Below are 24,541 nucleotides of genomic sequence, written 5' to 3' on the forward strand. Positions count from 1 at the left end.
AACGTCTTTGTGGTTTATCCTTATAAAAATAGAAACCGGGTTTCCTAGGTCAGAAATCCGGTTTCTTGGGCAGGTATATGAGTTCTATTGCAGAAGTTAAACCGTTACTGGTTTCTCCAGAATCAATTTAGAGCGTTTTACCTTTTCAGGAATATCAATCGGATAATTCCCCGTAAAACACGCCGAACAGAAAGTAGTAGTATCTTCCCGTGTTGCGATTAACATTCCTTCCCAACTTAAATACGCTAAACTATCCACTTCAATTTGTTGACGAATTTCCTCAACGGATTTAGTTGCCGCAATCAATTGTTCCTGACTATCGGTATCAATCCCATAAAAACAAGGATGGGTCACCGGAGGAGAAGAAATTCTCATGTGAACTTCGGTTGCACCCGCATCCCGCAGCGCCTTGACAATTTTGCGACTGGTCGTCCCTCGGACAATCGAATCATCCACAATAATCACCCGTTTGCCTTCCAAGACATCCTTTAACGGGTTTAACTTCATCCGAATTCCCGACTCCCGCATACTTTGAGTCGGTTGAATAAACGTCCGGCCCACATAACGGTTTTTAATTAATCCCTCAGCAAAAGTAATCCCCGACTCCTGGGAAAATCCAATCGCCGCCGGAATTCCAGAGTCGGGAACCCCGATCACAATATCCGCTTCAACAAAGGATTCCCGGGCTAAAATTCGTCCGATTTCCAAGCGATAACTATAGAGACTTTCGCCACACATCACACTATCGGGACGGGCAAAATAAATCATCTCAAAAACACATAATTTCCGGGCGGGTTTGGGACTCCAGTGGAAAGATGACATCCCTTCTTCGGTGATCCAAACCAGTTCCCCCGGTTCCACATCCCGCAGATATTCCGCCCCAATAATATCTAATCCACAGGTTTCCGACGCCAAAACATACCGTTGGGGAGTGCTAGGTAAAATTCCAATCACTAAGGGTCGAATCCCATTGGGGTCACGGACTCCCATCATCCCTTTGGGTGTCCCAATCACTAAACTATAGGCCCCCTGGCACAAGGTAAAGGCACTCAAAGCCCCTTCTAACCAGTCTTTGTTATTATTGACTTCCGAAGCGATCGCTAAAGCAATCATTTCGCTATCGGTGGTGGTCAGAAAATCACATTCCCGCCGGGTTAATTCTTCACGCAATTCGCCAGTATTGACTAAATTACCATTATGGGCTAGGGCGAGGGAACCTAGACGGGTTGAAACCACCGCAGGTTGGGCATTCACCACCCGACTTGATCCCGTTGTGGAGTAGCGGGTATGACCCACCGCCAGATTCCCGGTTAAGTCATTTAAAATAGTTTCGTTAAAAACTTGGGAGACTAATCCCATCTCTTTGTGCAAATGCACCGTTTCGCCATCAAAGGTGGCAATCCCTGCGGATTCTTGGCCTCGGTGTTGCAGCGCATATAGACCAAAATAAGTCAGTTTAGCGACATCCTCCCCTGGAGCATACACCCCAAAAACGCCACAGGCTTCTTCCGGCTTATCGGGTCGTTCGTGATCAACCTGGGCAGAGTGGGTATCAAGGGAATCATTTGGAATCATGTTACGGTTTTGCTCCTGATTGGCAAAGTCAGATAGTGGGATTTATGAATCAAGGCTACTGGATAGTGCGAGTCTAACTACTTAAAAGTTAACATTTTCTTAATCTTATCTCTTTTTAGCCGAAATCGCAAGAAAGCTCCACCTCTACTGTCCTCTCCCTAATCTTTGGGTTGGAATTAGGCTTAACCGTCCAACCGACGTTCAATCCCATTAAAATAGTGATCGCCCATTTCCGAAAGATTCACCTCAATTAAACCCTGATCGTCAGAGGTTAAAATCCGCAACCCTTCAGACTCCGACCCCACAACACCCAAGTTTTGCCAGATATGGTTTTCTTCCCCTAACTGTTGGTGTAGAAATTCTTCCCAAACCGACTGATATTCAGGAGGCACAGAAACCAGAATTCGTCCTCCGCCTTCGGCAAAGAGAACTTCATCCCAACGGACAGCAGCAGCAGTAGAACTCAAATTCAGCTTAACCCGGGCTCCTTTTTTGCCACTCAGACAAGATTCTGCTAAGGCCACCGCTAACCCTCCTTCTGCACAATCATGGGCCGATTTGATCCACCCCTGACGGATTCCTTCTCTACAGGTGGGTTGTACCTTTTGTTCTAGCTCAAAATCCACCCTCGGAGGCTTGCCCGCAATTGTGCCATGCAACACCGCCAGATATTCCGACGCCCCCAGGGTGGGTAAGGTTTTGTCATCCCCCAAAAGATAGATTAAATCCCCTGAACCCTGCCAACCTTGGCCACAAACTTTGGTTAAATCCGTAATTAATCCCACCATACCCACCACCGGGGTCGGATAAATTGATTCCGGGTTGCCATCGGCATCCAGGGTTTCATTATAGAGGGAGACATTTCCCCCCGTCACCGGAGTATTAAAGGCCTTACAGCCATCGGAAATCCCCCGACAGGATTCGGCCAACTGCCAATAACCTATCGGTTTTTCAGGACTGCCAAAATTCAGGTTATCCGTCACCGCGATCGGTTGTGCCCCCACACAGCTTAAATTTCGGGCGGCTTCCGCTACCGCTGCTTTTGCCCCTTCGTAGGGGTCAAGATACACATACCGAGAGTTACAGTCTACTGTTGCAGCTAGTCCCCGGGTTAGGGCAGGGGAGGCAGGGGGAGCAGGGGAGGCAGGGGAGGCAGGGGAGGCAATGCTATCAACCCATGACCCATGACCCATTCCCTAATATCCTACCAAGTCGGATCACTATAAATATTAATAGTCATTTCACTTTTCCCAGGGGGAACAGCAGAAATACAAGCACAGATAAAATTATCTGTGTCTATTTCTACTTCACAAGCATGACAAGACCCCATTAAACACCCGGTAGGAATAATCACACCTGCTCGTTTGGCGACGTCTAATAAGGGTTCTCCTGGTTCGGCTTCAATAGTAACTTCGTCGGGCAAAAAATGAATTTTCATAATCAATTTTCATCATTAAGAATTAGATTTTTTTACAACTCAACTCAAAATAGANAGGCGAATGACGGCGGCATCTCCCCCCCCGGGAACTAAAACGGTGTTATTTTGAACTTGATGATCGTATTGACGATAAACCCAGCGTTTAGAAGCAATAGAAGGGGTATCTAATAGGGTCAATAAAACTTGGTTCCACGATTGAAATTCTTCCTTAATTTTAATTCCTGAAACCGTAGATTCTGGTAAATTTTCCGGTTTCCATTGCCAGGCTATTTGAACATATTCTGGGGGTTCTGATAGGATTTCTCGCGGATATAAGGGCGTATTTTCTGCTAAGGCATCGGCCGGAATTTCCGCAGCAATTTCTCCTTGGAATAAAATTCTAACCAGGGGTTCAGCAATTACAGTTCCCGCCACAACGGCCTGTAATCCCCAACGATGGAAAATATCAATTAACTCCTGTTCCCGTCCTTTTTGAGCGACAAATAACATCCGTTCTTGGGATTCCGATAACAGATATTCGTAGGGAACCATGCCCGTTTCTCGTACCGGAATTAAGTCTAAATCTAGCTCAATTCCTACCCCCCCTTTCGCCGCCATTTCTGATGTTGAGCAGGTAATTCCTGCGGCTCCCATATCCTGGGCGGCGACCACCGCTCCGGTTTTAAAGGCTTCTAAACAGGCTTCGACTAAAGACTTTTCTAAAAACGGATCTCCGACTTGTACGGCCGGACGATCTTGGATCGATTCTTCACTTAATTCGGCACTGGCAAAACTTGCGCCCCCCATGCCATCCCGTCCCGTTGTTGAACCTACATATAACACCGGATTTCCAATGCCTGAAGCACCCGATTTCACAATTTCTGGGGTTTCCATTAACCCAATTGCCATCGCATTAACTAGGGGGTTTCCGTTATAAGCCGGATCAAAATAAACCTCTCCCCCAACCGTTGCAACCCCGAAACAATTACCATAATGACTAATACCAGAAACTACCCCTTTAAAGATTTGTCGAGTTCTGGAATCTTCTAATGAACCAAACCGCAAAGAATTTAAGGCGGCAATTGGACGAGCCCCCATGGTAAAGATATCTCTTAGAATTCCCCCTACTCCCGTTGCAGCGCCTTGGAAGGGTTCAATAGCCGAGGGGTGATTATGGGATTCGATTTTAAAGGCAATATGCAGCCCCTCCCCGAAGTCCACAACTCCGGCATTTTCTCCGGGGCCGACTAAAATCCGTTCTCCGGTGGTGGGAAATTGTTTGAGGAGGGGACGGGAATTTTTATAACAACAGTGTTCGCTCCACATCACGCCAAACATCCCTAATTCCGCTTTATTGGGGTGTCTTCCTAAGCGTCGGACAATTTCTTCATATTCTTCGGGTTTGATGCCTTCAGAGGCGATTTCTTCAGCAGAAAAGGGACAGTTATTTTGGGTAGACATCTCTAAAAGCGATCGCACTTTTCACCACAGCATTTCCTATTCTATCTTCTCCTAACTCAAAACTGATTTGATTAAAAAAATTGCCGAAAAAGATAGAAGCTACCCTTGACAAATTCCCGCAGCCATCGTAAAATATTCATACGGCTAATGTGAACATACGCTTGATTAAAAAGTCAACACACAAAAACACCCCCCTGATGTCTGGTTCCCCAAACCCAATTTTTAACGACTATTCCACCCATCAATATTGGATGAGTCGGGCTTTAGAATTAGCGCAACAAGCGGGAGAAGCAGGAGAAGTTCCGGTGGGAGCGATTATTATTAATCAGAATAATCAACTCATTTCCCAAGCCCAAAACCGCAAAGAAAGAGACTGTGACCCCACCGCCCACGCCGAAATATTAGCCCTCAGACAAGCAGGAAAAGTCTTAAATAATTGGCATCTCAATACCTGTACTTTATATGTTACTCTCGAACCCTGTCCAATGTGTACTGGAGCCATATTACAAGCCCGTTTGGGGTTATTAGTTTATGGTGCTGATGACCCTAAAACCGGAACCATTCGTACCGTTATTAACCTTCCTGATAGTCCCTGTTCTTACCATAAATTATCGGTTTTAGGTGGAATATTAGAATCTCCCTGTCGTCAACAATTACAATCTTGGTTTGCTCAAAAACGCAGTTAAACAGACAATGAAAAAACTGTCCTGATCACGATCAATCAAACCCTTTAAACTGTTTAAGATCAAGTCAAGAGGTTTATTCAACCCGCGAAAACCGTTATGCTCATCTTTGACTCTGATCAATCTTCTGCAAAAATGTCCATATCTACAAAGGAAACACAGGTTAATTCTGACGTTTCTCCCTTGCTGGCTTCCATTGTTTACCCCTTGGGACAACATCTGGTTTTACCCTTTTATTTTAAATCCTTAGAGGTCATCGGCCAAGAAAATCTTCCCCTACAAGGCCCGGTGATTTTAGCACCCACCCATCGTTCTCGTTGGGATGCTATTATGATTCCCTTTGCTACGGGTCGCTATGTCACCGGACGAGACCTGCGGTTTATGGTCACCGTCGATGAAATGAAAGGACTACAGGGGTGGTTTATTCGTCATCTGGGTGGGTTTGCAATTAACCAAAAACATCCCACTATTTCCACCATCCGTTATGGCGTAGAATTGCTGCACCAAGGAGAAATGTTAGTGATTTTTCCCGAGGGAAATATTTTTCAGGATGACCAAGTTCACCCCCTGAAATTGGGACTGGGACGTTTAGCAATACAAGCGGAAACTAGCCATGATAATTTAGGAATTAAGATTGTCCCGATTTCCGTACGCTATAATCCGATTATTCCCAGTCGGGGTTCTAGTGTTAAAATAAAAATCGCCACTCCCTTGTCTGTGAATGATTATTGTCAAGGTTCACCCAAAAAAGACGCTCAACATCTAATCCAAGATTTACAATTAGCACTGAACCAAATTGATCAACAAGAAGCCTTATAATTGATTTACTGGTAATTAATAAGCTGTTACGCGCGTGATGGACTCTAGCTGCAATTTTAAGCCTGGTCAAATTGTGGGATTAAATCATCACAACAGTTGTCTGTATGCAGAAGTTATTCAAGTGGTCGAGGTTCGAGAAGTCTGTTGGGTCAGACCTTTGATGTTAATTCAAGGGTTATCTGATGATCCAGAAGACAATTTTTCGAGTTTGGGCTTTACCCCAAAAACATTTACTTTATCTGATTTACGCCAAAGCCCGGATTTAATTTGGCCGACGCGGTTATTTAAGGCGGCTTTAGATACGGAAGTTATTACTTTCTTAGCCCAACTAGAGACTCCAGAGACCAATTCTCCAGGAGTTAAACGGGTAAATGCTGGTTCTGCTCACCAACAACTCCAAGACTTTATCGGTCAAGTTTGGCGAGCTTATACTGATGTTTTTGAGTCTGGAAATTTTAAAGATTGAAACCATTAATGGCTAGAAACTAAGCGAATTCTACCAGCATCCATTTCTTCCATTAATAATTCTAAGGCCTCATAATCGACATCGGAAACATAACCCAGTCGGGTTAATTCGGTATTAATTGCATTTTCAATTTCAGGAGTCAGACATCTAAAATAGAGAGCTTTTTCAACCAGTTTACGAATCATATTCGTTGCTGACATAGTAGGTACGGATAACTCGCATATTTTTATTGTCTGATAAATCGTAATTTTTACTTGTGATCATATCCTTTTATTTAAAGTGATCCTTGTCACTGAATATCTAGGAACTTTAATAACATTTATTTCGTCCCAATTGCATCTATCTTAAGGTATGTTTAATAGTACATTTTAATACATTTATGGAATATTAAAAAATTAATTGTTTTTAGGGTTTGGTTTCCAAAACCCTAAAATAATTAATACTATGACAACATCAGTGGTAATCTTAAAATAGTGTCGTTATCCATGGGGTGAGGTTTGCCTTGAATGTCGCAGTAGAGAAACTAATTACACCAGAAATTAATCAACCAGCCCGTTATTTGGGTCAAGAGTTGGGCGCGAAACGCAAACCTTGGGAGTCCGCCGTTGTCCGTTGGTCGTTAACCTATCCTGAAGTTTATGAAGTGGGAGTCTCCAATCTTGGCCATGTGATTCTCTATAATATTTTAAATACTCAACCTCGGCAATTATGCGATCGCGCCTATCTCCCCGCGCCGGACTTTTCCCAAAAATTGCGCGAGACGAAAACCCCTCTGTTTGCAGTGGAGTCCCGTCATTTTTTAATCGATTTTGATATTTTAGGATTTAGCCTCAGCTACGAATTAGGGGCAACTAATATCTTAGAAATGTTAGATTTAGCGGGAATTCCTTTAACTTGGGAAGACCGACAAAATTATTCGGTTTGGGGTGATCCGCAAAATTCTGATCAACCCCATTATCCCCTAATCTTTGCCGGGGGACAAACGGCTACCTCTAACCCCGAACCCTACGCGGATTTTTTTGATTTTATCGCTTTAGGAGATGGGGAAGAATTATTACCCGAAATTGGATTAGTTTTAGAAGAATGCAAGAAAAAAGGTTTAGATAGAAAAGCCGTATTACTAGATTTAGCGCAAATTCCCGGGGTCTATGTTCCCCAATTTTATCAGATGGCAGAAGATGGTTCTATTCATCCCAAACATCCTGATGTTCCTGCCAAAATATTAAGACGGGTGGCCGCACCAATGCCCGCCTATTCGATTAAATTTGTTCCCTATGTGCAAACCGTTCATGATCGGTTAGTCATTGAAGTTAGACGGGGTTGTACCAGGGGATGTCGGTTTTGTCAACCGGGAATGTTAACCCGTCCGGCGCGAGATGTGGAACCGGAAGATGTGATTCAAGCTGTTGAAAAGGGGATGAAAGAAACGGGTTATAATGAATTTTCCTTATTATCTTTGAGTTGTTCCGATTATTTATCCTTACCCTCGGTGGGAATGGAAATTAAGAACCGTCTGAAAGATTATAATGTCAGTTTATCTTTACCCAGTCAACGGGTCGATCGCTTTGATGAAAATATTGCCAATATTCTAGGAGGAGCGCGACAAAGTGGGTTAACTTTTGCCCCAGAAGCGGGAACCCAAAGAATGCGGGATATTATTAATAAAGGGTTAACCAATGAGGAATTATTAACCGGAGTTAAAACCGCCTTTGAACAAGGTTGGGAGAAAATTAAACTCTATTTTATGATTGGTTTACCCGGAGAAACCGATGGGGATGTGTTAGGAATTGCGGAAACCGTGGCTTGGTTACAACGAGAATGTTCTGCTAAAGATCGCAGAAAATTAAACTTTAATTTAACGATTTCTAACTTTACCCCTAAACCCCATACTCCCTTTCAATGGCATTCGGTTTCTACTACTGAATTCCAACGCAAACAGAAATTATTAAGACAAGAATTTCGCCAAATGCGAGGGGTAAAAGTTAACTTTACTGATGTTAGAATATCTGCAATGGAGGATTTTGTCGGTCGGGGCGATCGCCGTTTAGGGCCGGTGGTGCGTCGGGCGTGGGAACTCGGGGCGGGAATGGACTCCTGGTGGGAAAGTTTGGATCGGGCCTTTGGTGCTTGGACACAGGCGATCGAAGAAGCGGGCTTGAGTTGGAAATATCGTCGGGTGGAAAGCGGGGAATGGAATTTAATTGAGGAAACAGGGAACAGTCAAGAACAGGATTATGCAGTATTATTAGATCAGCCCTTACCCTGGGATCATATTGACAGTGGAATTGATAAAAATTGGCTCAAAGAAGATTTAAAACGGGCTTTAGAAGCAGCTATAGTTCCCGATTGTTCCTTTGAAAGTTGTTCCCATTGTGGGGTTTGTGGCACGGATTTTGGTCATAATATTGTGATTAAATCCCCCCCTATTCCCCAATTTGCCGGGGAATTTATTCCCAATACTCAACGAGTCCAACGGTTAAGAGTGGGGTTTGGAAAATTAGGGGATATGGCTTTAGTTGGGCATTTAGATTTATTCCGATTATTTGACCGGGCAATTCGTCGGGCTTCAATTCCCCTAGCGTTTACGGGGGGATATCGTCCAAATCCGAGGATTTCCATTGCCTTTGCCTTACCGTTAGGGGCAACCAGTAGCGGTGAAATTGTGGATTTTGAATTAACAGAATCCATGAATATAGAAGAATTTCGCCAAAAATTAGCTCAGGGTTTACCCGATACTATTCCTCTATATCAGATTCAAGAAGTGCCCCTAGACTTACCCTCCCTCACGGATGCGGTGGAAAAAGCCGAATATTATTTAACCCTAAATTGGATAGGGAAAGAAAACGCTATCCCGGAATGGTTAAATTGGATCAATGCGGTCAAAGCCACATCAGAAATTTTATGGGAGAAAACCACAAAATCAGGCAAAAAGAACATCATCAACTTACGAGAACAATTATTTGAACTCGAGATGATTTCCCCCGAAGATCAGCGCCTCCGTTATGTGGGAAGTTGTCGGAATGATGGGACACAACTACGGCCCGAACTGATGATCAAGATGTTAGAACAGGTAACTGGCCAAGAATTCCAAGTGTTACAGATTCACCGCCAGCAGCTTTTAACCCAATCTTAAAAAACTTCTATCTCAGGTCATAATTTGTATTGGCTCCAGTGTTATAATAGGATGCGTTAAGCCAAGTTTTGTGGCATAGGGGCGGGTTCGTCCAGATCTAGGCTACAAACCGACAATATTACTTAATCTCCCCGGTACTCAACTAGGGTTCTCAGAATCAAAAATTGCAGGTTCGCTGACGCTAGGATCAACCCAATTGAACCGGAATCCTATACACTTACTAAAGGTTGGTGTATGGCATTCACGGGTGGCGCACCTGTTATCAGGTGGCTGGAAAATCCACCCAAGCTTAATAGGGCTAAACATCACACCGAAGAAAGTAGCAAAAAAAACTTTGTTTGGCATCTGTCTTGATACCATAAAGAAACAAAAACATTTCAATGGCTAGATTCAAGTCTATTGAGGTGAATGGGGGAGAGATCATCTGGCTTAGAATGTGCGATCTAGGCTGTAGTCTCTGAGGTTTTCGTAGATACGGATACTATATTGGTGAGTTAGTCAAGAGGTCAAACCCAAGTATTGCTTTGGACAGAATCATGATGAAGGTAGATGGATAACAAATAACCGCCTATAATTTCATTTTCCCATAACCTTTGAAGGCTTACATTTGATGGATTTTGGATATTAAATTTGGGTGTTTGTTAACCGTTGATTTTCAATGATCAAAACCTGATTCCCTCTTGCGGTTTGCCCGTTAGCTTGGTGTATCTTTGGTGTCTTCCTAATGGCGCGAAAATTCGCATTAATCAATTTATTAATCACGTCAATATTGCTCAGTACACGCAGCGTAGGTGCTTTCAATATTGCTAAGTTTTGAGGGAATTGAATGTCAAAGCAAATTATTATCGCAGAACAGCAACGAATCGCTGCTGTCTTTTCAGAAGATCAAATTCAAGAACTGGTTGTAGCGACCGGAAATCACCAAGTTAGTGATATTTATCTGGGTATCGTGGAAAATGTTCTACCAGGGATTGATGCGGCCTTTGTCAATATTGGAGACCCGGAACGGAATGGATTTATCCATGTTTCCGACCTCGGGCCATTACGCTTAAAACGCAGTTCCGGTTCCATTACCGAACTATTAAGTCCCCAGCAAAAAGTGCTGGTGCAGGTGATGAAGGAACCCACCGGAACTAAAGGCCCAAGGTTAACGGGAAATATTTCCTTACCCGGGCGGTATTTAGTGTTAATGCCCTATGGCAGAGGGGTGAATTTATCCCGCCGCATTCGCTCGGAAAATGAACGAAATCGTTTAAGGGCCTTAGCCATTTTAATTAAACCCGCCGGGATGGGATTATTAGTCCGTACAGAAGCGGAAGATATGCCCGAGGATGCGATTTTAGAAGATTTGGAAAGTCTACAAAAGCAATGGGAATTGGTGCAACAGGAAGCCCAATCTTCCCGTCCTCCGGCCCTGTTAAATCGAGATAATGATTTTATTCAACGGGTGCTGCGGGATATGTACAGTACCGAAGTGAACCGAATTGTGGTCGATACCAGCACGGGGGTGAAGCGGGTCAAACAACATTTGATGAGTTGGAGTGTGGGAAAAGCTCCCCAGGGGGTGTTAATTGACCACCACCGAGAACGAATTCCGATTTTAGAGTATTTCCGAGCGAATGCAGCCATTCGAGAGGCTTTAAGACCTAGGGTGGATTTACCCTCGGGCGGTTATGTTGTGATTGAACCAACGGAGGCCCTTACCGTAATTGATGTTAACTCTGGCTCCTTTACCCGTTCGGCTACCTCCAGGGAAACGGTATTATGGACAAATTGCGAGGCTGCTACCGAAATCGCCCGTCAGTTGAGGTTACGCAATATTGCTGGGGTGATTATTGTGGACTTCATTGATATGGATTCCCGCCGAGACCAATTACAAGTCTTGGAACATTTTAATAAAGTCCTGAAAGCCGATAAAGCCCGACCCCAAATTGCTCAATTATCAGAATTAGGGTTAGTGGAATTAACCCGCAAACGCCAAGGCCAAAATATCTATGAGTTGTTTGGTAAAACCTGTAGCACCTGTGGAGGCTTGGGCCATATCGTTCAGTTACCTGGAGAACCCGAACCTGAACCCACAGAAACCCCAGAACGAGTCGTTATTCCTAGTAATCGGATTATTACGCCATCGAGCAGTGGCGACACCTCAGAACGGCCCAGTTTACGTCCGGTTCCAGTTTATGAACAGCCGTCTTCCCGGGAAGAACGGGAAGTTGTAGATTTTGAAGCCTCTGATGGTTTCCAAGAGTTAGAACTGCTCAACCATCCCAGTTATCAGGATATTGGTGCCAGCAATGCCCGTCGCCGTCGCCGTCGAATTCGGGATATGGATTCTTTAGGGCGAGAGGAGGAACTCCCCGCCCCTGGTGTTCGGGTGTCTCCAACGGTTAAATATGGGGAACCTCGCTCGGACGTTGGGTTTAGTGAGGGGTTCTCAGGACGAGGTGGATTGAGTGAACGCAGTCGCCCCACGAAATCCGAAATTATTAAACCTTCGGTGGAACCTACCGAGGTAATTTCGGTGGAAATGACTCCAGAGGAACAGGAAGTTTATGCGTTGATGGGGATTTCTCCGTTGATGTTATCCCATGAACAGGTGAAAAATTCTCGCTCTGTGATTGTCACGGTTCGCTCCCCAGGGGAAGCCCCGGTTTCTCCCACGACTTTGATGGATGAAGACTCCGATGAAGGACAAAACCTGCCGTTGTCGATTGGGTCGGGTGAAAGAACTATGCCTGAACGCTCGGTTTCTGAACGGATTATTCTTGACCGAACCCTGACCGATCGGACAAGTTTACCGGTGGTTATTTCTGAGCGCATTGTTCCCGAACGGTCAATTTCTGACCGGATTATTCTCGAACCCAAAAAACCAGAAATACCGGCAATACTAGAAATACCAGAAATAACAGAAACACCGAAAATACCAGAAACCCTAGAAATTGAAGAACCTGAACCAACAATAGAATTTTTTGTCCCGCAAACCGAGGATGAGTCACCATCGGAGGATGCCTCTGAATCAGATACAGATCATCAACCGGGTGAACCGATTATTCGTCGCCGTCGCCGTCGGTCTTCGGCCCTAACAGACTAAGCACAGCTAGGGGATTTTGAGGGTGAGCAGTTCAACTGTTAACCCTCAACCCAAACCTAATCACTTAGGTAATTACCTGAATTCAATGATTTCTATATCCCCGATTTCTTGGTTCTCAACCATGAATGTTTCGTGACTATTTCCGTTTAAACTAAACTGATTATGTCTCAAACTATTGTTGTTAAAATTGGTACCTCGAGTTTAACCCAGTCGGCGACGGGACATTTAGCCCTATCAACTTTAGCCGCATTAGTAGAAACCTTGACCGGACTGCAAAAGCAGGGTTATCGGGTGGTTTTAGTGTCTTCGGGGGCTGTGGGAGTGGGACGCGATCGCTTAGGATTAACCGAACGTCCCCGCACCATTGCTTTAAAACAGGCGGTGGCGGCGGTGGGTCAAGGTCGTTTGATGCGGGTTTATGATGATTTATTTAGTACCTTAAAACAACCGATTGCTCAGGTTTTACTAACCAGAGGGGACTTAGTTCAACGCAATGGTTATGTGAATGTTTATAATACCTTTCAACAACTTTTAAAATTAGGGGTGATTCCGATTGTTAATGAAAATGATACCGTGGCGGTAGATGAACTTAAATTTGGAGATAATGATACGCTTTCGGCTTTAGTTGCTAGTTTAGTTGAAGCGGACTGGTTATTTTTATTAACTGATGTAGACCGATTATATTCCGCCGATCCTCGGGAAAATCCCAATGCTCAACCGATTAGTTTAGTGACTAATATGGAACAACTGGAAGAATTTCAAGTTAAAACGGGAGATTCTCGTAGTGGTTGGGGAACCGGAGGGATGATTACTAAAATTGAAGCCGCTAGAATTGCTACGGGATCGGGGGTGAGAACGGTTATTACGGAGGGGAAATTCCCTCAAAATTTAGAAAAAATTCTGCAAGGAGAGGCTATTGGCACGCAATTTGAACCCCATAATCGACCCGTTAATGCGCGAAAACATTGGATTGCCAATGTATTAGTTCCCATGGGAAAAATATATTTAGATGCCGGGGCAGTTCGAGCTATTTCTCAAGGCGGAAAATCCCTATTGGCGGCGGGAATTACTCAAGTTGAAGGCGGATTTAATCTTCAGGATTCTGTCCAAATTTGTAATTTAGACGGACAGGAAATTGCTCGGGGATTAGTTAATTATAGTCAGGAAGAATTGCAAAAAATTAAAGGCTTACATTCGGATAAAATTCCTGAAATTTTGGGTTATGAGGGAGCAGAAACGGTGATTCATCGGGATAATTTAGTCGTATCATCCTCATTATCTATAACAGGGAACAGGCAACAGGGAACAGGCAACAGGGAACAGGCAACAGGGAAAAATTTTTCACTGTAATCAATACTTTTTTAAAATCAATTTGAACTTGTTTTTTATGTCAGTTTATAATACAATATACGAAATTGTCTATCAAGTTCCTTGGGGAAAAGTTGCTACCTATGGACAAATTGCCGAACTCGCTAACCTAGGGCAAAAAGCTCGTTTAGTGGGTTATGCTTTATACAAAATTCCCTTAGAAACCACGGAGATTCCTTGGCATCGAGTGATTAATGCTAAGGGAGAAATCTCTCACTCGATTTGGCGTAAAGGGACGGACTATCTTCAGCGATCGCGCTTAGAATCAGAGGGGATTCAATTTAACAGCCAGGGTAAAATTAATCTTTCCGAATATCTTTGGAAACCTCCGGTTTAACGGGTGGGGACTTGAGCCAGAAAGACTCTCTAACCGCCGGGAATTCCACGAATTCCATGCGGCGTCTTGCTAATCCCTAATTCCCTGCTATAGTGTTATCTCGGCTGATGTTTGATAAAGTTCTTGGGCGAAATCGCGAACTTACAAGCAAAACCGAACTATAATTCCTGCATGGCAAATCACCCCTACCAGGAGCATCGATCAGGAGGTACAAATGGCTGAAATTACTAAGGAAGAAATGCGGGAGCGTTTGGGCAATATTGACCAAATTCGTGATATCATATTTGGATCGCAACTTCGGGACTATAATACTAGGTTTGACAAGATCGAGTCTGATTTGGCACTATTACAGGAAGATGCCCAGGATCGGGTTGAACAACTCAAAACTATTTTAACGGCAGAAATCAAGTCTGTTGTTGAGAATTTAGACAAAAAAATTAAAACCCTGAGTTCAAATTCTCAGGAGGAGTTAACGGATTTAAGACAACAGGCTGATCGACTGAATCGGAAATTTTCCAGTAGTATTGAGGCGTTAGATGAGGCCTTAGATAGTCAAACTAATTCCTTGCGGGAAGAATTGGGACAAACCCGTGATCAGTTACAAGACGAAGTTCGCAGTCTGAAAAATCAAGTCTTAGAAGAATTAGAACGTCGATTTACTTTATTGACAGAGGCAAAAGTCTCCCGGGATGATATGGCTGAAGTTCTGTTTGAAGTTGGGATGCGATTAAAGGGGACTGAATTTGTTCCAGCTATTAAACAGGCGGCTGAGGAAAAAAATTCAGGTTTTGCCCTCCCAGAACATCATCTATAATTAATTCGGTCAAACTATGACCTTTTCTCAGGGTGATTTAAGTCCAAACAATCAACAACAGGGGAATTCATCTCAACAAAATCCGTCGGATCAGGTTGAGAGTGATCCCCTAGAATTGTTGGTGAATTTATTGATGGATTTAAACGGTTTTAATGAGGGTAAAACTGAGTCTGTCACCGCTTTACCCTCAGAAGATGATCATTCTAAATCTGATTTTTTAACTGCTTTACTCTCAGAAGATCAACAACCGAGTGATCATTCAAAATCCCATAGTTGTACCGATTTACCCTTAGAAAATCAACCCAGTATTGATGGGATAACAGCCGATGAGATTTCCTCTAAAATAGAATCTATTAACCCGATTCCCTCGATTCAGACTGGATCTTCGAGGACGGCAAAATCAGAAGATGATCTGATTTTGCGACTTCTACCTTTACTGGAAAAACCGCCCTCCGGGGCGATGGATGTGGACTATTCAGTCAGTAATATTGAAGAAGATGTACCGAGGATTTCTGCTAATCCTGTACCCCAATTAGAAACTTCTAAAAATCAGGATATTATTGAAAATATTAGTACCCCTTTACCCTTAGATCCAACTGATATTAACTCAAAATTAGATTCCGTTAATTTAGAAACAGATTTAACTAAAAATCTCTCCTCAAACCCTGAATTACCATCTCCCAGTCTATCCCCACAATCTTCAACTATTCAGAGCAAAAATCCTGTTTCTAGGGGTAATGATCCTTTGGATAAATTACAGGAATTAATGTTTGGATCTAATTTAGGGGATGACTTAGATAATTTTAAAAACCATTTGTTGAATTCTGAGTTACCAGAAGTTCGAGAATTAGTCCAAAATATTAATAATAAACTCAGTCAAATTCAATTCCAAATTCATGATCCCGAACAATTAATTAAACTTTTACTGCCCACCATTGGTCAACTTTTGCATTTAAAAGTTACTGAGTCCAAAGAAGAATTAATTCAAGCGTTTATTCCGATTATTGATCAGGTTATTAAAGGGAAAGGTCAAACCGATCGACAGGCGATGAGTGCGGCTATTGCTGATTTAATTCCTGAAGCAATTAGACAACAAATTCAAAATTCTCCTAAAGAAATTGCTCAGGCTTTGGGGCCAGAAATGGGGGCAGCAATTCGAGAACAAATTAAAGTTGATCGGAATGAAATTGCCGCAGCTTTAGCACCGACGATTGGACGCACCATTAAAGAACAGGTGAGTTTAGAACGAGATTCCATGGTAGATGCACTGTATCCGGTGATTGGGAGTACGATTACTCGTTATTTAGGGGAAGCAATTCAAGAAATCAATGAAAAAGTCAGTCAGACTTTTAGTGCTGAGGGTTTGAAACGGAAAGTTCAATCCAAAGTCCAAGGGGTATCGGAAGCCGAATTAATATTACGAGAAGTGAGTCGCTTTGTGGTGCAAGCGGTGTTTTTAATTCATAAAGGTTCGGGTTTAATTATTGCTGAAATTCAACAACCGGATCAAGCGCAAATGGAAGCGGAAATGGTAGCTGGAATGTTAACAGCAATTCGGAGTTTTGTTAATGATTGTATTATGCAGACGGGGGAAGTTTCCGAACTGAATGAAATTGAATATGGGGATTGTAAAATCATCCTAGAAGTGGCGGGATATTGTTATTTAGCGGTGGTGGTAAAGGGGGACTGTCCGAAAGCATTTATTAAAAAAATTCGCCAAACGATGAATACTTTAATTATGAAATATAGTCAGCCTATTGAAGAATTTGAAGGTGATCCAGATTCAGTTCCTGAAGGAGTTATTAGTCAGCTTGAAGGTTTAATCAGAGTCGCAACCCGTTTGAAGACTGAGCAAAAGCCAATAACTTTGTTGATTTTTGGTTCGGTGCTATTGAGTTTGATTCTAATTCCTTGGGGAATCTATCAATATAGACAACATAATTTCCGACAGTTAGAAACAACATTAATCACGGCTTTAGGAGTGGAGCCTGAGTTATCAATTTATACTTTTAAAGTTAAAGCTCAGGATCAAACCTTAGTCTTAGAAGGGAAAGTTCCCACCGCTCGATTAAAAGATAAAGTTGAAAAAATTGCCCAACAAACCGCCCCAAATTTTCAAATTAATAATCGGATTATTGCGGTTAAAGTTCCTCCAGATCCCATAAAAGTTGCCACCGAAGTTAAGCAAATGGCAACTATAATGAATCAAATTAGTGGGATATCAATTTCTGCTCATTATCAAAATTTCCAAGTGAATTTAAAAGGAAAAGTGATAAAATCTGAAGATATTCAGAAAATTACCCAAGCGTTTAAGAAAATTGAAGGGGTAGATTCAGTGATTGCCAATCTAACGGTGCAACCTTTACCGATAGCTACTAGAATTTATTTTAATTTTGGTTCGGCGGAATTAGTCTTAAAAGATATTCGAGGTAAACTTGTCCCTCTGGCTCAATATTTAAAACGATATCCTGATCTCAAATTGCAAATTATTGGTTATAGTCATGAACAGGAAAAATCCCGAAAACATCCTGATTTAGCCTTAGAACGGGCTCAAACCATCCAAAATGTTTTAGAGGATTTAGGAATTGATCGGCGACGGATAGAAACAGTGGGTAAAATTGAACGTCCCGAGGGAGTTGATCTCAATCAAGAAGTTTGGTTGAGTCAAACGGTTTTGTTTGAGATAATACCGTTACAGTTTCAACAAAATAACCCCCCAAAACCATGATTTCTAAAAAAATTTGCTTAGTTGGTGATTTCGGAGTTGGAAAGACCAGTTTAATCCGCAGGTTTGTGGATAGACAGTTTAGTGATCAATATTTGTCCACCGTAGGAGTAAAAATTTCTCGTAAAATTGTTGATCTAACGGAATTCACTTCAGAAAAAACTGGATCTGTACAATTATTAATTTGGGATATTGAAGGCCATACTAAATTTAAAGCGATCGCCCCGAGTTATTTACAGGGAGCGAGTGGTGTGGTAATTGTTGCCGATGTGACCCGACAGGAAACCGTAGAAAGACTCCCGGAACATATTAATTTATTTCTGTCTGTGAATCCCAAGGGGTCGATCGTGATCGCGTTTAATAAAATTGATTTGATCGATGCAACAGAACTTGAACATCTAATCAAAATAACCCCGGATTTAAAACAGTATGGACAGATTTTATCTAGCTATAAAACCTCAGCAAAAACAGGAGATGATGTAGATACAATTTTCTATGAATTATCTCAGAAATTTATCTCTGGTTAAAGGATTAAATCTAGTTTTTTCTGTATTCTGGGATGAATTATGAATAACCTGTTAAAAAAAATCTTAGCACCAAAACGACTTGAATATTTGACTACTAATTCTGAGTGGGTCATTGTCGAGATGTCCTGGGGTGTAGCTAGATTTGCAGATTGTCCAGAACAATTGCGATTAGGAGAAGATGTCTGTATGGCTTTTCCTGAGTTCATTGGATTAGAAGAAACCTTTAAGAAAATTTTGTTGAGTCAAATCAATCAGTTTGAACTCAAAGGAATTTCTAGGACAATTACTCAGGAACATACGATTTATTTTGATATTTATGTTTTGAAAAATACTGATAATTCTCGCTGTGAGCCAGAACTATTAATTGTATTTGAGGATACAACAGAATGGATTTTAAAGGAACAAAAGATTACTCAGGTTGCCAAGGAGTATGGATTGGCTTTAAGTGCTTTAGAAAAAACCAAAATCTATTTAGATAAAATTATTAATTCTATGACAAATATATTAATTGTCACAGATGATAAAGGAATGATCAAAATTATCAATCAAGCTACATCGGTTTTATTAAAATATTCAAAAGCAGAATTAATCCAGCAATCTATTTTAACTATTTTTAAAGATAATCAACTTAAAAATTATCACCAAGTCAATCAATTTTTATTATCTTCTGATTTATTAAAACCCGTTGAAGTTATCTGTCAGACCAAAATAGGAACCAATTTTCCCGTCTCCTTTTCCTGTGCAGCCCTAAATTTTGATCCCAATGATCCCCAGGAATTCGTTTGGATGGGTCAGGATATGACCGAACAAAAACGGGTAGAATTTCAGTTGTATCAACAAGCCGAACGCGATCGGATCTTAAAAACCATTACACAACATATTCACCAGTCTTTAAGTCTACAGAAAACTTTAGAAACAACCGTGAATGAAGTTCTGACTTTTTTAAAAGCAGATCGAGTTTTAATTTATCGATTTTACTCTTTAGAAGAAGGAAAAGTAATTGCTGAATCCTTAGCAAACTCTTGCATTAGTTCTATTGATAGCATTGTTTTTAGTCCAGATTTTAATTCTTTATTATTATCTTATTTTAAAGCGGGTAAAATTCATGCTATTGATGATATATATAAGATTTCAAATTATAAATATTTAGATTATTTAGTTCAATTAAAAGTAAAATCTAGTTTAATAGTCCCGATTATAATTTATGATTCTTCTATTTCACCCCAGTCTAATACCAGTAATCAACTTTGGGGATTATTAATAGCCCATCAATGCCAGCAACCTCGGCATTGGGAAGTCTGGGAAATAAACTTATTAGAAGAATTAGCCCTACAAATCGCCATTGCGTTACAACAGGCTGAACTTTATCAACAATTACAAATCGTCAATCAAGAATTAGAGCAATTGGCAATTGAGGACGGATTGACAAAACTGGCAAATCGTCGTCAGTTTGATCGGGTACTTGAGCATGAATGGAATCGCTGTAGACGAGAAGGAATACCCCTGTCCTTATTTTTACTAGATATTGATTATTTTAAACAATATAATGATCACTATGGACATTTAGCTGGAGATTTTTGCTTACAACAAGTTGCTCAAGTTTTACGGAATGTCATTCAACGGAATACCGATTTAGTGGCTCGTTATGGGGGGGAAGAATTTGCTATCATTTTACCCAATACCGATATTAATGGCTGTATTCATCTCGCTCAAAAGGTTCGGAAAGCTGTTGAAGACTTAGAAATACCGCATCTCAAATCAACGGTGAGCAAATATATCACAATTAGTATTGGAGTAGCGGGTTTAATTCCCGTTGCAGGTCTGACATCTGAAATGCTTATCTTTCAGGCTGATCAAGCTTTATATAAAGCTAAAGAAAGTGGACGAAATTGTGTTTTTATTGCTACTCACTAAGTCGTGGGACATTCATAAACCGAATGGTAAAAATGACTCAATTTCTGACTGTTGCCCGTTGCCTATTCCCGATTACTTGTCACCCAATATTCAACGGGTTTTTGTTTTGATTGCATCTATTTATCAACCATTTTTTTGACTCCAAACTTAGAAAAAATTATCATCAATTCAGGGACTATGAACCATTTATTTAAACAATTTTTAATAGCGCGAAAAATGGACTATTTGGTGATTAATCCAGAGTTAAAGATCCAGGATTTTTCTCAAGGGGTTATTCGGTTTGCTGAAGATTCAGAAGGTTTAAATCAAGGAGAAGATGTACACTTTTATTTTCCTGAATTGATTGGAACAGAGGATATTATTGATGCCATTATTCAGGGACACCAAGATTACTTTGAATTAAATGCCATGAGTCGGCAAATTGAAGAAACAACATCAATTTATTTTAATATTTACTTTCTAGGTGTTTCAATTCAAGGGGAACATATCCCCGAATTAATGTTACTGTTCGAGGATGTGACACAACGAATGGAACTAGAACAGGCTTTAGTTCAAGAAACCAATGAATCCCGTTTGCTGTTAAATGCCTATTCCCATTCCCAACAATATATTGATCGAATTATTACCTCAATGGAGGATATTTTAATTGTTACGAATCAGCAGGGGATTATTCAAAAGATAAATCTCGCCACTTTATCCCTATTAGAATATAGTCAATCGGATTTAATTAATCACTCCCTTTCTTCCTTTGTGGAAGATGATACCTTTTTGCAAGAATATTTAAAGGAATCTTCCCTGAAAAAACAGGACTTTTTATTTAAAAATTTGGAGTTAACCTGTCAGAAAAAACATGGCGGTAAAATTATCCTAGAATTTTCGATCTCGACCCTAACAACGGATACGGATGATTCCCTAGACTTTATTTATGTGGGTCGGGATATTACCGCCAGAAAACGCGCTCAACAACGGATGTTTACTCAGTATCAAATTTCTCGGATTCTGTCTGAAGCTCCGAATATTCATGAAGCTTTACTGCAAATTTTACAATCAACTTGTGAAAGTTGGGGATGGATATTGGGAGAGGTTTGGATGTTAGAAAATTTCTCGGAAGCACCCTTAGTTTTGGGAAACAAACTCTCTCAAACCCATGCTTTTAAAGTCAATTCTACTAACCCCAAACTGGAGTGTATTAAACTCTGGATTAACTCAGATTCTGATCCCTCGAAAATTCAGGGACTTTATCAAAAAATTAACCTAGATTCTAATATGAGTTTACCAGGTAAAATTTGGCAAACTGGTTTTGCCCATTGGATCGAAGATGTGATGGTTAATGATCAATTTACTCAAAAAGATATTGCGGAAATATTGGGATTACACAGTGGTTTTGGGTTCCCAATTAAAGATGGCAAAGAAGTCTTAGGAGTCATAATTTTTTTGGGTTCAGAAATTTGTTTTCCCGATCCTGAATTGATGCAAACTATGACCACTATTGGTAGTCAACTCGGTCAATTTATTAAACGAAAATTGGCTGAAATTGCTCTCCAATATCAACAACAACAAACAGAACGTTTACTTTTAAATATTCTCCCAGAACCGATTGCAGAACGTCTAAAAAAAGAACAAAAAACCATAGCAGAACATTTTTCTGAAGTCACGGTTTTATTTGCCGATATTGTTGGATTTACGCAAATTTCATCTAGCTTAAGCCCGATTGCTTTAGTGAATTTACTCAATGAATTATTCTCAGCTTTTGATCGATTAACGGAAAAATATGGCTTAGAAAAAATTAAAACTATTGGTGATGCCTATATGGTGGTGGGAGGATTACCCTATCCCTGTTCCAATCATGCAATCGCGATCGCAGAAATGGCTTTAGATATGCAAAAAGCAATTCTTGAATTTAATGAAACTCATAATCAAGTGTTAAGTTTGCGAATTGGAATCCATAGTGGGCCCGTCGTCGCGGGAGTGATTGGGATTAAAAAATTCCTTTATGATTTGTGGGGAGATACGGTCAATATTGCCTCACGAATGGAATCCCACGGGTTAGCAGGACGGATTCAAATTAGTGAAGATACCTTCCATCTTTTACCCGATCAATATGTTATATTCAAACGAGGGATAATTTCAGTCAAAGGTAAAGGAGCGATGAATACTTATTTTTTATTAGGCCGAAAAGGAGAAAAAAGTCTCCCTATTATAGAGCAAATTATTCCCGAAAAAAATCAATGCAAAAATGCCGCAGCACAGCATTTAGTTGAAGTGATTCATAATAAACTTCAAGACAGCTATCCCCTCAAATTCGATGAACTTACCGATCGCTCACCGGATTTAGGATAAAATAGTTAAACCCTCAGCCATTAAAAACTTCCTGACCCCTTAAAACCTTAAATGACCCTAGCAGAATCTTGGACAAATCAGTGGCGTTTCCAACTGGAAAATGACTATCCTAACTCTAGTCAAGACCAACGAGAAAGTATCATTAATTGGTTACTGGGAGAACATTTTACCACCTTAGATTCCCTTCCTATTAACCAACAAGAACGAATCAAATTAGGGTTAAACTTTCGCTATCGAATTTTGCAACAGCGCTATTTAGATACGCCGCCGGAAAAAGCCTATCGAAATTTAATGCAGCGATTAGGAAGTTTAATGATTCTACGCCAAAAAGTTCGTCTTTGGGTGGCAACGAGTCGAGATCGCCAACGTCAAGTGGTGGATGTTTTACAAGAAGTGGTACAGGAAATGTTGAATAGTGATCGCTATTTACAACAACAAATCCAATGGATTTCTCAGTGTACAAGCGATCGGAAATTAAGTAATGCTTTACTATTCACAACGGTAGAAGAATATTGTCTCCGTCCCATTCGGAATCAACCATTATTAGTTTATAGATTTGTTAACTATTTACGTCGTTCTCAACGGGGTGGATTAACCCAAGTTCCCGCCGGAGAATGGATTAAACAATTATCCGATGAAATTCTCTCAGAGGAAACCGAAGACACCATTAGTTTATTAGACAATCAAGCGATCATTCAATACGAAGATGAACAATATTTTCAAACCCAACAAAACCAAAGGTTAAAAGTACAAACAGAATTTGAAGACTATTTAATTAAAAATGTAGATTCAACGGCGGCGGAATGGTTGCGACTTTATTTACAAGGATTATCTCAAGAAGCGATCGCTCAAAAGTTAAATTTACCCATTAAACAAATCTACCGACTGCGGGAAAAAGTTAGTTACCATGCAATTAAAAATTTTACCTTAAAACAGAATCCCGAATTAGTCACCAGTTGGTTAGGAACCTCTTTATCCGAACATCGTTTAGGATTAAATTCCGAACAATGGCAACAATTTTGGCAAAGTTTAAACGATAACCAACGTCAAATTATTGAAGGATTAAAAGCCGGAGAAAATTTAGAAACTATTGCTAAAATCCTCAACTTAAAAATTACCCAAATTCAGCAAGAATGGACTACAATCTATTTAATAGCTCAAGATCTTCGGAATTAATTCTGAACAATAAAACCTGATCTCATAATCAACAGCTTCACCTATTTTTTTCCCGTAGGTTGAGTGACCTACCCTAAAAAGAAATATCTTCATAAACAGCAGTCAGAGAACAAGAGAAACTAACACTGGTTAACTCGAGTTCTTGATTTCCTCGATAACTATAAAGTTCCCATCTCCCTTCTGCATTCCGTCGAAAACAATCAACACGCTGGCGGTTTTGACTAATTAATACATATTCTTGTAAGGTTTCTAATTCTTGATAATCAATAAATTTATCCCCTCTATCAAAAGCTTCGGTAGAGGATGAAAGCACTTCAATAATTAAGCAGGGATAGCATTTAAAATATTCAAAATTGGCATCGCGGGAGTCGCAAGTTACCATGATATCTGGATAGTAGAAAATATTTAAAGTCTCAATTTTGGCTTTCATATCTGCAACATAAACACGACAGCCAGTTCCGCGAATATGATTTCTCAGGAGGGTCAGTAAGTTAGCGGTAATGGTAACGTGAGCATCACTCGCCCCAGCCATTGCATAAATTTGTCCTTGGATATATTCATGTTTAATCGGGCTATTCTTTTCGACTTCTAAGTATTCTTCCGGTGAAAGATAGGGATGAGCTTTGTTAAACGTCATAAATTAATCATCCTAAAAATCTAATTCTAATTGTAGTCCAACTAACACAAATTGCGTT

General features: G+C 40.8%; 17 protein-coding genes and 2 pseudogenes. 13 read left to right on the forward strand and 6 right to left on the reverse strand.

Annotated elements, in window-relative coordinates; genetic code table 11:
• Positions 1-96 precede the first annotated feature (96 nt).
• From purF to purL, 4 genes and pseudogenes are all read right to left on the reverse strand, one after another.
• Positions 97-1,575: an amidophosphoribosyltransferase gene (gene purF, locus PL11201_RS01475; RefSeq protein ID WP_079676886.1), complete on the reverse strand. Its 1,479-nt coding sequence runs from the start codon at positions 1,573-1,575 to the stop codon at positions 97-99.
• A 182-nt stretch (positions 1,576-1,757) separates the two neighbouring features.
• Positions 1,758-2,681: pseudogene (locus PL11201_RS01480) on the reverse strand (AIR synthase related protein); the annotation flags it as partial.
• 98 nt (positions 2,682-2,779) lie between these two features.
• Positions 2,780-3,013, reverse strand: coding sequence for a 2Fe-2S iron-sulfur cluster-binding protein (locus PL11201_RS01485; protein WP_079676888.1), 234 nt, complete (start codon positions 3,011-3,013; stop codon positions 2,780-2,782).
• A 57-nt stretch (positions 3,014-3,070) separates the two neighbouring features.
• Positions 3,071-4,453 (reverse strand): annotated as a pseudogene (gene purL / locus PL11201_RS01490) (phosphoribosylformylglycinamidine synthase subunit PurL); the annotation flags it as partial.
• Positions 4,454-4,650: 197 nt separating this feature from the next.
• Here purL and tadA point away from each other — a divergent pair.
• The 3 genes from tadA (at position 4,651) to PL11201_RS01505 (ending at position 6,421) form a co-directional block, all read left to right on the forward strand.
• Complete coding sequence (gene tadA, locus PL11201_RS01495) at positions 4,651-5,139, forward strand: tRNA adenosine(34) deaminase TadA (protein WP_079676889.1); 489 nt, start codon at positions 4,651-4,653, stop codon at positions 5,137-5,139.
• A 96-nt stretch (positions 5,140-5,235) separates the two neighbouring features.
• Positions 5,236-5,955 (forward strand): lysophospholipid acyltransferase family protein, encoded by a 720-nt coding sequence (locus tag PL11201_RS01500; RefSeq protein ID WP_079676890.1) that lies wholly within the window; start codon positions 5,236-5,238, stop codon positions 5,953-5,955.
• Positions 5,956-5,992: 37 nt separating this feature from the next.
• Positions 5,993-6,421, forward strand: coding sequence for a hypothetical protein (locus tag PL11201_RS01505; protein WP_079676891.1), 429 nt, complete (start codon positions 5,993-5,995; stop codon positions 6,419-6,421).
• A gap of 5 nt (positions 6,422-6,426) precedes the next feature.
• Here PL11201_RS01505 and PL11201_RS01510 read toward each other — a convergent pair whose 3' ends face one another.
• Positions 6,427-6,621, reverse strand: coding sequence for a hypothetical protein (locus tag PL11201_RS01510; RefSeq protein ID WP_026787890.1), 195 nt, complete (start codon positions 6,619-6,621; stop codon positions 6,427-6,429).
• 302 nt (positions 6,622-6,923) lie between these two features.
• On the opposite strand from PL11201_RS01510, the gene PL11201_RS01515 reads away from it, so the two are divergent.
• The 10 genes from PL11201_RS01515 to PL11201_RS01560 all read left to right on the forward strand — a co-directional run bounded on the left by PL11201_RS01515 (position 6,924) and on the right by PL11201_RS01560 (position 23,846).
• Positions 6,924-9,554 (forward strand): TIGR03960 family B12-binding radical SAM protein, encoded by a 2,631-nt coding sequence (locus tag PL11201_RS01515; protein ID WP_079676892.1) that lies wholly within the window; start codon positions 6,924-6,926, stop codon positions 9,552-9,554.
• A gap of 826 nt (positions 9,555-10,380) precedes the next feature.
• On the forward strand, positions 10,381-12,645 hold the full coding sequence (locus PL11201_RS01520; protein ID WP_079676893.1) for a ribonuclease E: 2,265 nt from the start codon (positions 10,381-10,383) through the stop codon (positions 12,643-12,645).
• A 162-nt stretch (positions 12,646-12,807) separates the two neighbouring features.
• Positions 12,808-13,995, forward strand: a complete 1,188-nt coding sequence (gene proB, locus PL11201_RS01525) for a glutamate 5-kinase (RefSeq protein WP_079676894.1) — start codon at positions 12,808-12,810, stop codon at positions 13,993-13,995.
• Between the two features lie 37 nt (positions 13,996-14,032).
• A complete protein-coding gene (locus PL11201_RS01530; protein ID WP_079676895.1) occupies positions 14,033-14,350 on the forward strand; it encodes an MGMT family protein in 318 nt (105 codons plus the stop codon).
• A 214-nt stretch (positions 14,351-14,564) separates the two neighbouring features.
• The gene (locus PL11201_RS01535) at positions 14,565-15,164 is read left to right on the forward strand and encodes a hypothetical protein (RefSeq protein WP_079676896.1); all 600 of its coding nucleotides are present in this window, start codon (positions 14,565-14,567) and stop codon (positions 15,162-15,164) included.
• 16 nt (positions 15,165-15,180) lie between these two features.
• Positions 15,181-17,892, forward strand: a complete 2,712-nt coding sequence (locus PL11201_RS01540) for an OmpA family protein (RefSeq protein ID WP_079676897.1) — start codon at positions 15,181-15,183, stop codon at positions 17,890-17,892.
• Entirely contained in the window at positions 17,889-18,416 is a 528-nt protein-coding gene (locus tag PL11201_RS01545) for a Rab family GTPase (protein WP_079676898.1), read from the forward strand. Before PL11201_RS01540 ends, PL11201_RS01545 begins: the two co-directional genes overlap by 4 nt.
• Before the next feature lie 39 nt (positions 18,417-18,455).
• A complete protein-coding gene (locus PL11201_RS01550; RefSeq protein WP_079676899.1) occupies positions 18,456-20,330 on the forward strand; it encodes a sensor domain-containing diguanylate cyclase in 1,875 nt (624 codons plus the stop codon).
• A gap of 177 nt (positions 20,331-20,507) precedes the next feature.
• Complete coding sequence (locus PL11201_RS01555) at positions 20,508-22,670, forward strand: adenylate/guanylate cyclase domain-containing protein (RefSeq protein ID WP_079677376.1); 2,163 nt, start codon at positions 20,508-20,510, stop codon at positions 22,668-22,670.
• A 51-nt stretch (positions 22,671-22,721) separates the two neighbouring features.
• Positions 22,722-23,846 carry a HetZ-related protein 2 gene (locus PL11201_RS01560; protein WP_079676900.1) on the forward strand — a complete coding sequence of 375 codons (1,125 nt, stop codon included), beginning with the start codon at positions 22,722-22,724 and terminating at the stop codon, positions 23,844-23,846.
• 73 nt (positions 23,847-23,919) lie between these two features.
• On the opposite strand, the gene PL11201_RS01565 is transcribed toward PL11201_RS01560, so the two are convergent.
• Positions 23,920-24,483, reverse strand: a complete 564-nt coding sequence (locus PL11201_RS01565) for a Uma2 family endonuclease (RefSeq protein ID WP_079676901.1) — start codon at positions 24,481-24,483, stop codon at positions 23,920-23,922.
• Positions 24,484-24,541 lie beyond the last annotated feature (58 nt).

Source organism: Planktothrix sp. PCC 11201 (genome assembly GCF_900009135.1).
In the GTDB taxonomy this organism is placed as follows: domain Bacteria; phylum Cyanobacteriota; class Cyanobacteriia; order Cyanobacteriales; family Microcoleaceae; genus Planktothrix.

Coding starts and splice junctions, on each gene's coding strand:
- purF (WP_079676886.1), bottom strand. CDS start 1,575: ATGATTCCAAATGATTCCCTTGATACCCACTCTGCCCAGGTTGATCAC.
- PL11201_RS01485 (WP_079676888.1), bottom strand. CDS start 3,013: ATGAAAATTCATTTTTTGCCCGACGAAGTTACTATTGAAGCCGAACCA.
- tadA (WP_079676889.1), top strand. CDS start 4,651: ATGTCTGGTTCCCCAAACCCAATTTTTAACGACTATTCCACCCATCAA.
- PL11201_RS01500 (WP_079676890.1), top strand. CDS start 5,236: ATGCTCATCTTTGACTCTGATCAATCTTCTGCAAAAATGTCCATATCT.
- PL11201_RS01505 (WP_079676891.1), top strand. CDS start 5,993: ATGGACTCTAGCTGCAATTTTAAGCCTGGTCAAATTGTGGGATTAAAT.
- PL11201_RS01510 (WP_026787890.1), bottom strand. CDS start 6,621: ATGTCAGCAACGAATATGATTCGTAAACTGGTTGAAAAAGCTCTCTAT.
- PL11201_RS01520 (WP_079676893.1), top strand. CDS start 10,381: ATGTCAAAGCAAATTATTATCGCAGAACAGCAACGAATCGCTGCTGTC.
- proB (WP_079676894.1), top strand. CDS start 12,808: ATGTCTCAAACTATTGTTGTTAAAATTGGTACCTCGAGTTTAACCCAG.
- PL11201_RS01530 (WP_079676895.1), top strand. CDS start 14,033: ATGTCAGTTTATAATACAATATACGAAATTGTCTATCAAGTTCCTTGG.
- PL11201_RS01535 (WP_079676896.1), top strand. CDS start 14,565: ATGGCTGAAATTACTAAGGAAGAAATGCGGGAGCGTTTGGGCAATATT.
- PL11201_RS01540 (WP_079676897.1), top strand. CDS start 15,181: ATGACCTTTTCTCAGGGTGATTTAAGTCCAAACAATCAACAACAGGGG.
- PL11201_RS01545 (WP_079676898.1), top strand. CDS start 17,889: ATGATTTCTAAAAAAATTTGCTTAGTTGGTGATTTCGGAGTTGGAAAG.
- PL11201_RS01550 (WP_079676899.1), top strand. CDS start 18,456: ATGAATAACCTGTTAAAAAAAATCTTAGCACCAAAACGACTTGAATAT.
- PL11201_RS01555 (WP_079677376.1), top strand. CDS start 20,508: ATGAACCATTTATTTAAACAATTTTTAATAGCGCGAAAAATGGACTAT.
- PL11201_RS01560 (WP_079676900.1), top strand. CDS start 22,722: ATGACCCTAGCAGAATCTTGGACAAATCAGTGGCGTTTCCAACTGGAA.
- PL11201_RS01565 (WP_079676901.1), bottom strand. CDS start 24,483: ATGACGTTTAACAAAGCTCATCCCTATCTTTCACCGGAAGAATACTTA.